Raw genomic sequence first — 14,327 nt, forward strand, 5'->3', positions numbered from 1 at the left:
TGTGCCACGAACTCCGCCACCACATACCCCCGTCACCACTGACCCAGCCACCGAGGTGCCCCATGACCCAGGCCCGTTCCCGCACCCCGCTCATCATCGGCATCGTCGCGGGTGTCGCCTGCCTGGGCCTGGCACTGATCGTCGTGCTCGCGCTCGTGATCGGCGGCGTCCTGTTCGCGAACAACTCCGAGGAGCAGGGTGACGGCGGCCCCTCGGCGTCCGAGTCCGAATCCTCCTCCGGCAAGCTGATCCTGCCCCCGGAGGTCGACATCGAGGGTCCGTACCTCGAGCTGAGCACGGCTGCCGACGGGCCGGTCGTCGACGTCTACGTCGACTTCCTGTGCCCGCACTGCGCCACCTTCCACGACGCCCAGGGCGAGGACCTCCAGCAGATGGCCGACGACGGGGAGATCACGCTGCGCATGCATCCGCGTCCCATGCTCGACGCCAACTCCGCGCCTGCCGGATATTCGAGCCGCGCCGCGAATGCCGCGATCTGCGCCTACTCCTACGATGCGGACCCGGGCGCGTGGTTCTCGGCCGAGGCGACGCTGTTCGGCTCCCAGCCCGGGGAGGCCGGCCTCACCGATGAGGAGCTGACCGACCTGGTGGGCGAGGCGACCGGTGTGGACATCGCCTCCTGCGTCACCGAGGGCACCTACATCCCCTGGGTCCAGGAGATCGTCGAGCCCGAGGCACTCGAGAACACCGAGGGCACCCCGACCGTGCTGATCGACGGGGAGCAGTTCACCGGGGACATCACGGAGACCGGCGCCGTGAAGGCCGCTGTCGAAGGGTCCTGAGACTCCAGGAGACCTGGCATCCGCGGCGACCCGGGACGTCGCTCCCTCACCGACGGCGGCACCCAGGTAACGGCGCGAGGACCAGGTGGCGAACAGCTGTGGACGCCTCGGCGCGTCCCTCCCTGCTCCCCATCGGCCTCCCTAGGGTGGCCGTATGCACACCTTGCGCAGGCATGATCCCCTCGGCCTCACCCGCGACGCCGGCTGGGAGCTCGGCGTCCGACGCACCGTCGCGGCGACGGCGCCGGATGTGTGGCATCGGCTCCTGGCCGAATGGCTGCCCCAGTGGCTCGAGGTCGACTCCATCCCGCAGCTGGTGGGGGCGCCGCTGCGTCACAACGGCAGTGTGCGGGGCCGCATCGTCGGCTGCCATATGGGTCGCCGCGTGCGGATGTACTGGACACCTGTCGCCCTCGACCACGAGACGGTCTTCCAGGTGACTCTGCTGGAGGCCTCGGCCGGAACGACGATCGCGATCCACCAGGAGCGACTGGTGGACGCCGTCGAACGACAGAGCCTGCTCGAGCAGTGGACCGCGATCCTGGATGATCTCGTCGCGGCCCTCGAGCGCGAGACTGCCGTCACCTACGACCTCCCCTCGTAGCACCCGCTTTCCTGGCGCGCCCGCCCCGGCGCATCTCCCGGTTGGTGCGGGAGTGCGCTATTCGCCGTCCACCTCGTGCGCGATTGCACCGTCTCCTTCAGGAATCGCAGCCCCGTCACGCAGCAGTTCGATGCGGGCGACGTCGATGTCCACACCACCTTCGATGCCCGAGACGTTCCCGTCGAAGCGGAGCTGCCACACCGCCCAGTCTGCCTGCCGGGGGCGCCCGTCCTGGGCGAACAGCCAGTCCGGACGTGGATCGGTGACCGGCAGGCCGTAGTGGCTGCGCCACTCGGACGAGGAGTAGATGACCAGACGACGGCCCCAGGCTTCCTCGACGGCAGCGGTGAAGGCGTCGATCTCGGCCTGAGCATCGACCCCTCCCGGGCGCTCCTCGCAGGCCCCGTCGAACTCGAGGTCGAGGGCGGGCGGCAGGGCCGAGTCGTCCGGGGGGACGGCCGCGAGGAAGTCCGCGGCCTGCTCGGCGCCCGACGAGCACAGGGTGAAGTAGTGGTAGGCGCCCGGCGTGACTCCCGCGGCGCGGGCGCCGTCCCAGTTCCGGCCGAAGGCGGCGTCGGTGAACCCGGTGCCCTCGGTGGCCTTGATGTAGGCGAAGGCGTAGCCGTCGGAGGCGACCTGGTCCCAGGCGATCTCCCCCTGGTGGGCGGACACATCCACGCCCATGACCTCGTCCTCGGCAAGCGCGATGCCGCCGGGCAGATTGCCGAGAGCGGCGGCGTCCTCCGCAGTGGTGCCGACCGCCATGGCGTCGTCGTCGGCCCGGAACGGCTCGCGCTGGGTGGTGGATCCGTCCCCGCCACCGCGTATCGCGCCGATCAGCGCGGCGGTGCAGCCACCGAGGACCAGCAGGAGAGTCAACGCGAGGGCGCCAGCGACCAGCTGACGGCGTCGAACCTGCTCAGGTGTGAATCGGGGCACGGCCGTGACGCTACCGGAGCGTGAGCACTGGGAGCGGGATGACGTGGCGGCGCAGCACCGTTCGCTCGGCCGCCCGGCGACGATCGGGTCAGCGGGCGAACAGTGTCGCGAAGGCGCGCAGCAGCTTCGGAGGCTCGTCCGCTCTCTCGCTCTTCAGGGCGGTGAAGATGTCCTCCATCTGATCGGGCGAGAAGTATCCGTGGTCGCGGTAGGCACGGGCCCGCTCGATGATCGAGGGGATGTCGAGCTCGGGATGGAATTGGGTGGCGTACTGCCGGGTGCCCACGCGGAACATCTGCACCGGTGCCGTGGCGCCGGTGGCGAGCACGCTCGCATGGCTCGGGAGGGTGTGCACGGCCTCCTTGTGACCGACGAGTCCGGTGAAGGTGTCGCGCAGTCCTGCCTCCCTGACCAGGGGGTCCTGTCGTCCGTCGGCGGTGAGGGTGACCTCGACGGCGCCGAGCGGCTCACCGAAGGTGCGGTCGATGACTGCGCCCTGGTGGGTGCCGAGGGTGCCGATGCCGTAGCAGGCGCCGAGGAAGGGGATGTCTTCGGCGACCACGCGGTCCAGCACGGAGAAGATCTCCGCCTCGGCGCGCTTCTCCTCGTTCGACTTGGAGTCCTCCGGCTCGGAGACCGTGAAGGGGCTGCCGCACAGGATGATGCCGGAGATGTCCTCGGCGTGCAGGTCGGGGAAGGGGTCGCGGTCCAGCCGGGCCCAGAGGAGGTCATCCTCGCGCAGACCGGTGAAGGCCAGGACGGCGGCTCTCTCGGTGAGGGCGACGTCGTCTTCAGGGCGGGTGGCTATCTGCACGAACGGTTTCACGCGAGAATGTTAGCGGCACGCGCTGGGCGTCTTCGCCTGCGCGAGTGCCGCTGTTGACCGTCGAAGGAGACCTCATGACCGCATCCATGACTGCATCGACCACCTTCGCGCTGGCACAGCGCCTCGCTGTGCACGGGCTCGCGAGAGTGCATGGCGGCGGGGAGACCGGGGCGAGGCAATGAGCGGCGGTGACGCTGGAGACCCGGGTGGGCCTTCGACCGCCGGGATCCTCGTTGCCGGGCATCCGCTGCCGCCTCGCCTGGCAGACGGGGGCGAGCAGGGTCTGGCGGATTGGCGGGCGGGGCTGCCGGTGCTCGTCGAGGAGGTGCTCGAGACGTGGTCGCTGGTCGCGTCGGCCCCCTACCTGCCGGGCGGTTCGTCGGCGTGGGTCGCGCCGGTGCGCGACCGGGACGGCACGGCTCTGGTCCTGAAGGTCGCGTGGGCGCATGAGGAGTCGCGGGACGAGGCCGCAGGGATGGCTGCGTGGCAGGGGCGCGGCGCGGCCGAGGTGCGGCGCAGTGAGATCAGGGGGCAGACCTCGCTGGTGCTGATGGAGCAGGTCCTGCCCGGGACGCCGCTCGCGGAGCTGCTCTCCTGGCCGGAACGTGACGAGGTGGTCGCGGGGCTGCTGCGACGGATGTGGTTCCCGCCGGGAGATGTGTTCTCGCCGGCCGAGGCGGCGCGGTTCCGTCCGCTCTCGCACATGTGCGCGTGGTGGGCCGACGAAGCACAGGCACGCGCGGATGCTGGGGATACGGGTGACTCGCCGCTGCCTCGCGACCTCGTCGAGCACGGTCTGACGCTGTTCCGCGAACTGCCGAGGCAGTGGGACGGTGAGGCGGTGCTGTTGGCGACCGACTTCCACCCGTCCAACGTGCTGGCTCGCGGCGAGGGCGCGGAGCGGGAATGGGTGCTGATCGATCCGAAGCCGTACGTCGGCGATCCGCACTACGACCTGCTGCAGCACATGCTCAACGACAGCGATCGGCTGGTGGCGGAGCCGGGTGCGTTCGCCGATCGCATGGCACAGCTGACCGGCTTGGATCCGGCCCGAGCTCGGCGGTGGCTGTTCGCACGGTGCGTGCAAGAGGCAGGAACCATGGACGGAGCTGCGCGGGCGGCGCTGCGGCTGGCGGCCGACGGCGTGGAGTGAGAGGCACCGTGAGGCCGTGATGTCTGTGGCGCCACCCTCCGGTTCAGTCGCGAGGCGCTGCGTCACGCCGCCGCGTGGCCTGGGGATATTTCGCCCGGCGGAGCATCGCCGGGCGACGCTCGCTCTGGCGTTCCCGCCTTCGTAGCGGCAGATTCGGTGGTGGTCGTCGTGTCGGGGGCGGCGGAGCGCGGTGGGCGCACGAGCGGGGTCGGCCCGGTCACCCTCGTGATGCCGGCGTGCCCGGTCCAGGCGACGCGGTGTCCGGGGTGGCCGGGATCGTCGATGCGCTCGACGCTGAGGGTGTCGAGTTCCTTCTGGTTGCAGTGCGCGCAGGCGTCCTGCCCGTTCTCCACGCTGGTGGGACCGCCCCGGGCGAACGGGATGATGTGGTCATGCTGGCGGGTCTGGGCGTTGCAGAACGGGCCGCGACATGAGGTATCACGCCAGGTCAGGAACTTCGCCATCGCGGGCGGGAACGCTCGACCGCGGGATTCCACGGCGACCAGCTCCCCTGTTGTGGGATGCGTGTACAAGCGGCGGATCACAGCTCGAGTCGCCGGGCCGTCGGCCCCGAACGGGTCCTGTTCGGAGTCCTTGGGCAGGGCTGTCGCGGACCGCAACTGTGCGCGCACGGCTTCCGGCGGAACCGGCCCATACCCTTCGATCTGCGCGGCATCACCGGAGTCGGGGCGGAACAGGGCCCGGTCGGTGATGATCACCCCGAGGTCCAGCTCCACTGCCTCCATAGCCCCCTCGCGTCCCAGCACGGTATCGACCAGTGCATCTGCCATCAGGGCACCGTGGCCGTCGTCCGCACCCTCGGCGCGGCGGCGCTCGGCCTCCAGGGAGACGCGCTTGTGGAGCAACCGGGCATCGATGGCCGGCAGCTGCGCATAGATGTTCGCCATGCCGTTCTCCCTGGGCGTGAGCGTGACGCCACGCCTCCTCCGCGCCCGGCGGTGGCGCACCACGGCGCCCTCGGGATCCAACTCCATGATCGCGGTGGCCACTTCTGCCTGCCATTGCCGTACCCCGGCACCATCGAGCCTCGGCAACCGCTGCGCGAGGATCTCGTCGACCTCGTGCCGCTGCGATTCGTCCCGCACCGACGTCGCCCCCGCGACCGCGTACGCGACCTGCGCCGGGATCTTCCTCGTCGCCAGGGCCGTCACCATGTTCGGCATCGACAAGACCAGCCGCCGCGCTGAGGCCAGCGAGCTGCCCGCGGCCGAGGGCGAACATCGCGCGATCAGCGACAGGTCCCGACGTGCGATCCCATCGGCGTGCTTGTCCAGCACTGACGACGAGGGCACGGCAGCATCCTCGTGGGCTGCGGCATTCCGGGCCGCGCCCGCCTGCTCGCGGCGCGTCACCTCGGCGAGGGCCACCACCGTGTGCGCCTCCAAGGCGTCCTGCGCGCCCCGGATCACCTGCTCGGAGACCAGCAGGTGCGCGAGGTGGCTGCGCGCCGTCGCGCGGGTCTCGAACAGGTCGCCGGGCTCCTTCGCGAGCTCCTCGAGGATGAACCCGACATCCCCCAGCATCTGCGCGAGACCGTCCACGCCGGCCGCACGCACGGCGTCCAGAGTCCACGGAGTGTTCGGGGACTCTTCCGCGGCGCCGGGGGCCTTCTGCGAGATCGACATGCCCCCATCTTCACTCGTATCGCCACGCTTGAGAACCCCTTTCACGGAATGTGGATAACGTCGTGGCGCAGCGGACCATTCCTCCACAACCCACGGCACGGTAGCGGCGCACATATTGCCGATGAACTGCAGTCATGGCCAGCACATCCGACGGGGATGCACAAGATGCGATCGAATAATGTGGATAACAACCCACTGGGGAGGAAAGGCTGCCGGCGCCGCACGCAGGTACTCCATGCCGGGTTCACAGTATTCTTCGGTGGCCGCACACGTGCGTATTTACAAATATGAATAGTGAGGGTGTGGGGAGGAAAGAACCCGATGCCGTTCGGGAGCGGTGGGCGGCGAGACATGGCTGGTGGACGGGGAGCGGCACGGTGGGCACAGGGCGCCACCCCTCCCCACACCCCTTTCGCACCCCGGAGGGCCACAATGGACCCATGACGACACTCGCCGATTTCACCGCGACCACGATCACCGGGCAGGACAAGGACCTCGCCGACTACGTCGGCTCCGTCGTGCTGGTGGTCAACACCGCCAGCAAATGCGGATTCACCCCGCAGTACGCCGGGCTGCAGGACCTGTACGCGCGCTTCCACGAGAAGGGCCTCACCGTCCTCGGCTTCCCGTGCGACCAGTTCATGCACCAGGAACCGGGCACCGAGTCCGAGATCGCCGAATTCTGCCAGGTGAACTTCGGGGTCGAGTTCCCGATGTTCGCGAAGGTCGAGGTCAACGGCGAGGGCGCGCACCCGCTGTACCAGTGGCTCACCGGCCCGCACGGCGACATCCCGGCCGACGAGATCGGCTGGAACTTCACCAAGTTCCTGCTCGGGCGCGACGGAACCGTGCTGGGGCGCTACGCCTCGGACGTCGAGCCCGCCGACATCGCCGACGACATCGAGAAGGCTCTGGCCACGCAGGCCTGAGACCGCCCGCTCAGCTCACTCGCCCAGCATCCACCCGTCGGCCACGACCTGCTCGCGATCCTCGGCGCGCGCCGTGTCCAGCAGAACATCGTGACCGTCGGCCACACGGATTCTCCCGACCCAGGCGCCGAGCCCTCGGGTCGCGGCGTCGGTCGTCACGGCCAGCCGGAGCTGCACCTCGCCGACGAGCGAGTCCGCGCCACTGACCAGTGGGAACGTCCCCGTCCAGTGCTGCCTACGGCCCCATCCGGTGATCTGCCCGTCGGGCACCTCCACCGGCTCCTGGTGCTTCGCCTCCAGGGTGCCGGCGAGCGGGGCCCAGGTCGAGCCCTGGTCCTGTGAGGCCTCGAGGGTGAGGACGTCGTATGCGGTCTCGAGGTGGGCGAAGAGGTCCAGGACCAGCGCGGGGCCCGACCCCGCACCCGATCCCGACCCGGCCTCCGTGCCCGGCAGGTCCACTGCCACCGCGAGTGTCGCCGTGGTCTCGTCCTCGTGGCCTGCGTGCCAGCCGTCCCGCAGCTTTCGCGGCACCACGCCGAGGGCCTGCGCAACGCAGGTGGAGACCTCGCGCCGGGTGGCCGACGTGCTGGACCACTCCCGCGTGGGGTGCACCGAGTTCGCGAGCATGATGACGATCGTGTCGGTCAGCGGGTCGATGACCAGGGAGGTACCGGTGAACCCGGTATGCGTCCCGCTGTAGGGGCTGGTCAGACCGGCGTGGTAGTACCAGGCCTCCAGCTCCGGCCCGAGACCTCTGCGTGCGCCGCCCACTCCGGTGATCTCGCCGATGCGGTCGGTGAACATGTCCTGCACCGTCGCCGCCTCGAGGATCCGGGCGTTGCCGTAGCGTCCGCCGCCGAGGAACATCTGCCCGAACACCGCCAGGTCGCGGGCGGTGGAGAACACGCCCGCGTGGCCCGCGACCCCGCCCAGCGAATAGGCGTTCTCGTCGTGGACATGGCCGTGCACGAGCTCCCCGTAGTACTCGATGTACTCGGTGGCGGCGATGCGATCGCGCAGCTCGGCGGGCGGGTTGTACATCGTGTCGGCCATGCCCAGCGGATCGGTGATGTGCTCGCGCACGTACTCGTCCAGGCTCTGCCCGGACAGCTTCTCGACGACCAGGCCCAGCGCGATCAGCCCCAGGTCGCTGTACACATACGCCACCCCCGGCGGCGTCTTCGGCGCGACGGTGAGCGCCGCGTCCACGCGCGAGGGGACGTCCGGGTGGGCGGAGTAGAGATTGATGAAAGCGGGCAGCCCGCCGACGTGGGTGAGCAGCTGCTGGACGGTGACCTGCTCCTTCCCGTTCTCGGCGAACCTCGGCAGATGCGAGGCGACCGTGTCCTGAAGCGACAGCGCCCCCTGCTCGACCAGCTGCATCACCGAGGTCGCGGTGAAGATCTTCGAGATCGAGGCCAGGTCGTAGATCGTGTCGGTGCGCGCGGGGAGCCACTGCGCCTCCGGCAGCTGCGCGGTCGCGTCCTTCCATCGCAGGGCGTACCCGTCGGCATGCTCGATGGCGATCCCCGCCTGGGAGGCGACCAGCACGGACGCCCCGGAGAACCGTGGCGGGTCATGGTCCAGGCCGGCCCGGATGATCCCTGGCAGCGCCTCGAGCGTCTCGGCGTCCAGCCCGACGGACCCTGGATCGGTCTCGCGCAGGGTCTTCCCGGAACCGCGCCGGTCCCAGGGGTGCGGGTGCGGCCCCCCGGGGCGCCAGCTCGGAGCGGCCCGGGCCGTGCTGGCGGCCGGCTTCCCCTTGTGCGGGGCGGGGTCGCCCTTCGCCGAGGCCGCCACCGGCGCTGCGACCACGGTGGTGGCCGCCGCGAGCGCGGTCGCGGTCAGTCCCGTCCGACGGGTGATCTGGGGGTCCATGAAGCTCCTTCGCATCGGGTCGCCCGCGGGAGGCCGACGGTGCAGAACCCCTCGTCGGGACTCATCGTCGGGGCCGCGCGCCGTCGACCACGGTATCGACGCGAGCCACGATGTGGCAACCGTCACAACTGGCGGCCTCAGTCCCGTTCCAGCTCGATCACCGGCACGCAGGGCGGGCTGAAACCGAGCACCTGGCCGTAGAACGACAGCGTGGCGTCGGTGGCTCGGATGATCGACGTCGCCTTGCGGAACCCGTGCTGCTCCCCCTCGAACAGCAGGTAGGCATGCGGGATGCCCTTGGCGGCGAGCGCGTCGCGGAACAGCTCGGACTGGCTCGGTGGGACGATGCGGTCCTCGTCGCCCTGCAGCAGCAGCACGGGGACCTCGAGCTCCTCGACGTGGCTGAGAGGGGCGCGCTCGACGTACAGATCGCGGCGCTCCGGGTAGGGGCCGACGAGTCCGTCGATGTAGCGGGACTCGAAATCGTGGGTGTCGAGCCGGAACCTCTCGAGCTCGGCGACCCCGAAGCTGGAGGCGCCGGCGGCGAAGGTGTCGGTGCGGGTGAGGCAGGCCAGAGTGGTCCACCCACCAGCACTGCCGCCTTCGATGGCGAGTCGTCGACCATCGGCGATCCCCTGGGCCACCAGGTGCTCCATGACTGCGACGGTGTCGTGCACGTCGACCACTCCCCACTGTCCGCGCAGGCGGTTGCGGTACTCGCGGCCGTACCCGGTGGAGCCGCCGTAGTTGACGTCGACCACACCCAGGCCGCGGGAGGTGTAGTACGCCGTGGGCAGTGACAGCACCGGGGGGACGTGCCCGGTGGGCCCGCCGTGCACGCGTGCGATGAAGGGCGGCAGGTCTCCCTCTCGGCCGGCGAGGCCCTCCTGGTGGGGGCGATAGATGATCGCGTGGACGACGCCACCGCCGTCGAGGGGGACCTCGATGCTCTCGCCGATGGGCAGTACGGCCCTGCTCGGGGCGTCGGCTCGCGAAGAGCGCAGCAGGCGCAGCGGCGAGAGAGACGGCGAGGTCTCTTCTGGCCCCGTCGGCAGGTCGAGGAGCGCGGTGTGGATCGCGGGGAACTCGGTGGGCGACGATCCTGCCAGCAGCAGCAGGCCGTCGGCGCGCAGTTCGGCGGCGGTGAGGTGGGTGAGCGGGCATGACAGCGGCGTCAGCTCGCCGGTGCTCACGCGCAGCACGCCGAGGCCGGTTGCGGCGCGGCCGTACTGCACCAGGGCGCGATCCGCGTCGAGCACCTGGTACCAGGTGGTGCCGAGCGCCCACATGGCTCCGGCGAACTCCTGGTCGAGCTCGAGGACCTGTCGGGCACCGTCGGCGGCCGACCACACCCAGGGGTTCCACCAGCCGGAGGCATCGGAGATGATCAGCAGACGGTGGTCATCGAGCCATTCCGGTTGCAGCACGGAGGTCTCCGCTCCGCCCAGGACGACCTCGCCGATCCCCGCGCTGCCGGCCATCAGGGTCGCCACGTGCAGCTCGGTGCCGTCCCACGGCATCTGCGGGTGCTCCCAGCTCAGCCAGGCCACCTTCGACCCGTCGGGGCTCACGCGCGGATGGGCGACGAAGCGGGAGGCAGGCGTGACCCGACGAACGGCCGACGGATCCTCCGCGGCGGAGCCGTCCAGGGGAACGGTCGCGACATAGCGTTCGATGTGCGGGGCGCCGTCGGCGTCGAGCCGCGGGCCCTGGTCGCCGCCGGTGTGGTCCTCGCAGATCCACCAGACCTCCTGCGTGCCGTCGGCGAGGGTGACCACGGTGGGGTCGGCCCAGCGCAGGGAGGGTCCGTGCGCGGTCTCGACCTCGGGGCCGACGGGTGAGAGCGGGCGCGGCTGCTCGCCCTCCCGGACGGCGTGGACCCGCTGGTCCTCGAAGTTCACGAACACCACCAGCGGGGAGGTGCGTTCGGTGGCCGTGGCGGGGGTGGCGGCAGGGGGGACGACGGTCCAGCTCGCGCCGCCGTACTCGTGCACGCGGGAGCGGGCGTTGAACGGGGCGGGCAGCACGGTCACGGGGTCCGTCGGGGCCTGCTCCGCACCGGCGGTGCCGTCCCACGGATCAGGGAGGGCGACCGGTCCGGCAGAGCGCACGATCGCCTGACGACCCCCCTCGGTCGCGATGCCCTCGGTCCACCACACGGCGTCGTCGACCAGGCGCGGGGCACCGAGCCTCGTGCCCCCGGTCGCGAGCAGCTCAGCAGAGATCGGAGAGGGCCAGGACCCGTAGGGCAGTGTCGTCACCATGAGGACAGGGTATGCATGGGAACGCGGGGACGCCTCCGGAATGCGGAGAGCCGACGCTCGAGGACCCGAGCCGTTCCGCGGACAGGGCCTGTCCGCCCTGCGGGAGACCCTCGGTCCATGACCTCTTCACTGATCACCCCGACCTCCCGACTGACCGGCGGCTACGGCAGCCTCAACCCCTTCGCCGCCGTCACAGGCCCTGGCGGGGCCCGTGCCTTCCTCGAGTTCCTCGGCGCGGTGTTCGACGCGGTCGAGACGCCCGAGGCCCACGCCATCGATACCGATGGACTCCTGATCCACTCCGAGGCGCGGATCGGCGATTCATGCCTCATGGTCGTCGACTCCAAGCCCGACTGGCCCTTCACCCCCGCGCTCCTCCAGGTCAACGTCGAGGACCCCCGCGAAGTACTGCGGCGGGCGAGCGCATCGGGGGCATGGATCATCACGGAGGTCTCCCCGTTCTACGGCTCGACGATCGCCCGGTTCCAGGATCCGTGGCACAACGTGTGGTGGCTGTTCGGCCCGGAGGACGCCGACGCCCCTGCGCTGGAGTGGGATCCCGAGGCCGCAGCGCAGGAGCACGAGAGCGATGTGCACGCGACCATCTGTCGGGCGATGGAGGAGCTGACCCCGCCGACGGACCGCTGACCGGCACGGCGGACCCAGCGCGAAGCGCTCCGTCGACGGGTCACACCAGGATCGAGCCCTCCACAGTGAGCACGGTCGCGCCGCCGATCCAGATCGTGCCGTCGGCCTCGACCTGCACGTCGATGCGACCCTCGCGGTCCAGCACCGTGCCCTGCGCGGCGGTCCACCGCGCGGGCATCGGCTCGCGGCCCACCATCCATTGGGCGATGCCCGCGTTCAGGCTGCCGGTGACGGGGTCCTCGAGGCCGCCGAGGGTGAAGGCGCGGACCTCGTAGAGCGGGCCGGCGGTGGTCCCGCCGGTCCCGTCGACCGACCCGTCGGTCCTATTGTCCGGGCCGTCGGTGGTGCCCGCCGGGCCGTGACGGCCGACGACACCGAGCTTCGCCTCCGTCATCCCCGCCAGGTCGGGGCACAGCGACAGGACCTGCTCGGCGGATTCCAGCTCGAGCACGCGCCAGCCCGGGCCATTGTCGGCCCAGGTGTGCCCGCGGACCGAGGAGCGCTGCACCCCGAGCGCCTTCGCGAGCTGGACGACGTCGGCCTCCTCGAGGGGCCCGTCGCGGAGAAGGGGTGGGGCGGCGAAGGCGAGCCGGTCCCCGTCCTGGCGCACCGTGATGAGCCCCGCCGCGCACTCCTGCACGATCCGCTCCCCCGAGGGCTCCCCACCGGCGGACAGCCAGGCGCGCGCGGTGCCGAGCGTGGGATGGCCGGCGAAGGGCAGTTCGCCCGACGGGGTGAAGATCCGTACCCGGTAGTCGGCGTCGGCCGACGTCGGGGGCAGCAGGAACGTGGTCTCCGAGAGGTTCGTCCAGCGCGCCACGCGCTGCATGGTCTCGTCGTCGATCCCCTCGGCGTCGAGCACGACGGCCAGAGGATTCCCGCGCTGGGGGCGATCGGCGAAGACGTCGAGCTGGGCGAAGCGGCGGGAGACGGGCGGGGCGGGAGACATGCGGTCATCCTCGCACCGGTCGCTCAGCGACCGGCGTCGTCGAGCGCCTGGTCCTCTGCCTGCATGGCCTCCAGACCGTAGTCCTGGGGTTCGGACTCCGGGATGTCGGTGCCGTGCAGGGACGCACCGGCGGTCTCCTTGAGGAACAGCAGCGCGACCATCCCGACCACGCAGCCGAGCATCACGTAGACCGCCGGGAACTCGAGGAATCCGGTGGCGCTGATGACCTTCTCGTTCAGCGGCGCGGCCGTGCCGCCGAAGATCGAGGTGAACACGTTGTACGTGACGGCGAAGCCCGCGAAGCGCACATGCGCCGGGAACATCGCCGGGAAGGTCGCGGAGATCGTGGACAGCTGCGGGATGTACAGCAGGCCCAGCACCGCGAAGCCCAGGATCGCCAGGCCGAAGCTCTGTCCCATCAGCGTGTACATCGGCAGGGCCATCACGAACAGGCCCACCATGGAGAACCACCACAGCTTCTTGCGGCCGATCCGATCCGACAGGGATCCGCAGAACGGGATCACCGCCATCATCGCCACCTCGCCGATGAGGATCACCATCAGGGACTCGTTCGGGGTGAGGTGGATCTTGGTCTCGAGATAACCGGGCATGTAGGTCAGCAGCGTGTAGTTCGCGATGTTCAGCGGGACCACGAGGCCGGCCATCACGAGGATCGGCTTCCAGTACTTCACGATCAGGTCGCGCAGGCCGCCCGTGGCGGTCTCCTCCGACTCGCCGGCCTCCTCGAGGTCCTGGAACACCGGGGTCTCGTCGAGACGGGACCGCAGGTAGAGGCCGATGATGCCGAGCGGGCCCGCGACGAAGAACGGCACGCGCCAGCCCCAGGCCGCCATGGCGTCCTCGCCGATGCTCAGCTGCAGGACCAGCACCACGATGGTGCCCAGGGCGAAGCCGCCCAGGGTGCCGAATTCGAGGAAGCTGCCGTAGAGACCGCGGCGCTTGTCCGGCGCGTACTCGGCCATGAAGGTCGCCGCGCCCCCGTACTCGCCGCCGGTGGAGAAGCCCTGCACGAGGCGCAGCACCGCCAGCAGGATCGGGGCGAGGATGCCTACCTGCTCGTACGTCGGCAGCACCCCGATGAGGAAGGTCGCCGCGGACATCAGGATGATCGTCAGGGCGAGCACGTGCTTACGGCCCAGGCGGTCGCCGAGCGGCCCCCAGATGAATCCCCCGAAGGGGCGGGCGATGAAGGAGATCGCGAGGAAGGCGTAGGTCCAGAACAGTCCTTCGGAGCCCGAGGGGAAGAAGTGGGCCGCGATGTAGGTGGCGACCACGGCGTACGCGCCGTAGTCGTACCACTCGGTGGCGTTGCCCATCGCGGAGGCCGCGACGGCCTGACGGATGGTCCGGCGGGGAGGGAGATCCTCGAAGGCGGTGCCCGAGGGAGCCCCGGAATCAGGGGCGGTGGTGGTCTGCGTCGTCACGGACGGAACTTCCCGTTCTTCACGCACGTGCTCAGGCACGCTGTGGCGGCGCTCCCGGCGGCGCGAGGAGGCGCCCGATACTCCGGAAGCGGCCGATGACGGATGGTCATCGGGCGATCGGCGGGCGCGGAGGGTCGACGCGTCGACCAGCAGCGCGTTCCGCCCAAAAACACGCTCACGGTACGCAGATCCTCGTCGCTCCGCCACGTGGGGATCCGTCCACCATTACATCCGTACTGGTCA

12 protein-coding genes are annotated in these 14,327 nt (G+C 70.4%); 5 read left to right on the forward strand and 7 right to left on the reverse strand.

Features of this window, described 5'->3' with window-relative positions:
* Positions 1–62: 62 nt before the first annotated feature.
* Positions 63–803 carry a thioredoxin domain-containing protein gene (locus tag INT51_RS03010; RefSeq protein ID WP_193103722.1) on the forward strand — a complete coding sequence of 247 codons (741 nt, stop codon included), beginning with the start codon at positions 63–65 and terminating at the stop codon, positions 801–803.
* A 154-nt stretch (positions 804–957) separates the two neighbouring features.
* The gene (locus INT51_RS03015) at positions 958–1,407 is read left to right on the forward strand and encodes a hypothetical protein (protein WP_193103723.1); all 450 of its coding nucleotides are present in this window, start codon (positions 958–960) and stop codon (positions 1,405–1,407) included.
* Between the two features lie 57 nt (positions 1,408–1,464).
* On the opposite strand, the gene INT51_RS03020 is transcribed toward INT51_RS03015, so the two are convergent.
* Together INT51_RS03020 and INT51_RS03025 are read right to left on the reverse strand one after the other, a co-directional pair.
* Complete coding sequence (locus INT51_RS03020; RefSeq protein WP_193103724.1) at positions 1,465–2,346, reverse strand: GH25 family lysozyme; 882 nt, start codon at positions 2,344–2,346, stop codon at positions 1,465–1,467.
* A gap of 88 nt (positions 2,347–2,434) precedes the next feature.
* On the reverse strand, positions 2,435–3,172 hold the full coding sequence (locus INT51_RS03025) for a glutamine amidotransferase (RefSeq protein ID WP_193103725.1): 738 nt from the start codon (positions 3,170–3,172) through the stop codon (positions 2,435–2,437).
* Positions 3,173–3,350: 178 nt separating this feature from the next.
* On the opposite strand from INT51_RS03025, the gene INT51_RS03030 reads away from it, so the two are divergent.
* Complete coding sequence (locus tag INT51_RS03030) at positions 3,351–4,325, forward strand: aminoglycoside phosphotransferase family protein (protein WP_193103726.1); 975 nt, start codon at positions 3,351–3,353, stop codon at positions 4,323–4,325.
* Between the two features lie 62 nt (positions 4,326–4,387).
* On the opposite strand, the gene INT51_RS22630 is transcribed toward INT51_RS03030, so the two are convergent.
* Complete coding sequence (locus tag INT51_RS22630) at positions 4,388–5,971, reverse strand: HNH endonuclease (RefSeq protein ID WP_193103727.1); 1,584 nt, start codon at positions 5,969–5,971, stop codon at positions 4,388–4,390.
* Positions 5,972–6,411: 440 nt separating this feature from the next.
* Here INT51_RS22630 and INT51_RS03040 point away from each other — a divergent pair, with 440 nt between their 5' ends.
* Positions 6,412–6,900, forward strand: coding sequence for a glutathione peroxidase (locus tag INT51_RS03040; protein WP_193103728.1), 489 nt, complete (start codon positions 6,412–6,414; stop codon positions 6,898–6,900).
* 15 nt (positions 6,901–6,915) lie between these two features.
* Here INT51_RS03040 and INT51_RS03045 read toward each other — a convergent pair whose 3' ends face one another.
* Both INT51_RS03045 and INT51_RS03050 read right to left on the reverse strand, forming a co-directional pair.
* Positions 6,916–8,778: a serine hydrolase gene (locus tag INT51_RS03045; protein WP_226831896.1), complete on the reverse strand. Its 1,863-nt coding sequence runs from the start codon at positions 8,776–8,778 to the stop codon at positions 6,916–6,918.
* A gap of 137 nt (positions 8,779–8,915) precedes the next feature.
* The gene (locus INT51_RS03050; protein WP_193103730.1) at positions 8,916–11,042 is read right to left on the reverse strand and encodes a S9 family peptidase; all 2,127 of its coding nucleotides are present in this window, start codon (positions 11,040–11,042) and stop codon (positions 8,916–8,918) included.
* Positions 11,043–11,159: 117 nt separating this feature from the next.
* Here INT51_RS03050 and INT51_RS03055 point away from each other — a divergent pair, with 117 nt between their 5' ends.
* Positions 11,160–11,690, forward strand: coding sequence for a glyoxalase/bleomycin resistance/extradiol dioxygenase family protein (locus INT51_RS03055; protein WP_193103731.1), 531 nt, complete (start codon positions 11,160–11,162; stop codon positions 11,688–11,690).
* Between the two features lie 40 nt (positions 11,691–11,730).
* On the opposite strand, the gene INT51_RS03060 is transcribed toward INT51_RS03055, so the two are convergent.
* Both INT51_RS03060 and INT51_RS03065 read right to left on the reverse strand, forming a co-directional pair.
* Positions 11,731–12,639, reverse strand: a complete 909-nt coding sequence (locus INT51_RS03060; RefSeq protein WP_193103732.1) for a PhzF family phenazine biosynthesis protein — start codon at positions 12,637–12,639, stop codon at positions 11,731–11,733.
* A 23-nt stretch (positions 12,640–12,662) separates the two neighbouring features.
* Positions 12,663–14,084, reverse strand: coding sequence for an MFS transporter (locus INT51_RS03065; RefSeq protein WP_304502062.1), 1,422 nt, complete (start codon positions 14,082–14,084; stop codon positions 12,663–12,665).
* Positions 14,085–14,327 lie beyond the last annotated feature (243 nt).

This window comes from Brachybacterium sp. FME24 (genome assembly GCF_014897705.1).
Taxonomy (GTDB): domain Bacteria; phylum Actinomycetota; class Actinomycetes; order Actinomycetales; family Dermabacteraceae; genus Brachybacterium.

What these genes read in the sequence shown, in the direction of transcription:
- INT51_RS03010 (WP_193103722.1), top strand. Translation starts at nt 63, where the DNA reads ATGACCCAGGCCCGTTCCCGCACCCCGCTCATCATCGGCATCGTCGCG.
- INT51_RS03060 (WP_193103732.1), bottom strand. Translation starts at nt 12,639, where the DNA reads ATGTCTCCCGCCCCGCCCGTCTCCCGCCGCTTCGCCCAGCTCGACGTC.
- INT51_RS03055 (WP_193103731.1), top strand. Translation starts at nt 11,160, where the DNA reads ATGACCTCTTCACTGATCACCCCGACCTCCCGACTGACCGGCGGCTAC.
- INT51_RS22630 (WP_193103727.1), bottom strand. Translation starts at nt 5,971, where the DNA reads ATGTCGATCTCGCAGAAGGCCCCCGGCGCCGCGGAAGAGTCCCCGAAC.
- INT51_RS03015 (WP_193103723.1), top strand. Translation starts at nt 958, where the DNA reads ATGCACACCTTGCGCAGGCATGATCCCCTCGGCCTCACCCGCGACGCC.
- INT51_RS03040 (WP_193103728.1), top strand. Translation starts at nt 6,412, where the DNA reads ATGACGACACTCGCCGATTTCACCGCGACCACGATCACCGGGCAGGAC.
- INT51_RS03045 (WP_226831896.1), bottom strand. Translation starts at nt 8,778, where the DNA reads ATGGACCCCCAGATCACCCGTCGGACGGGACTGACCGCGACCGCGCTC.
- INT51_RS03050 (WP_193103730.1), bottom strand. Translation starts at nt 11,042, where the DNA reads ATGGTGACGACACTGCCCTACGGGTCCTGGCCCTCTCCGATCTCTGCT.
- INT51_RS03030 (WP_193103726.1), top strand. Translation starts at nt 3,351, where the DNA reads ATGAGCGGCGGTGACGCTGGAGACCCGGGTGGGCCTTCGACCGCCGGG.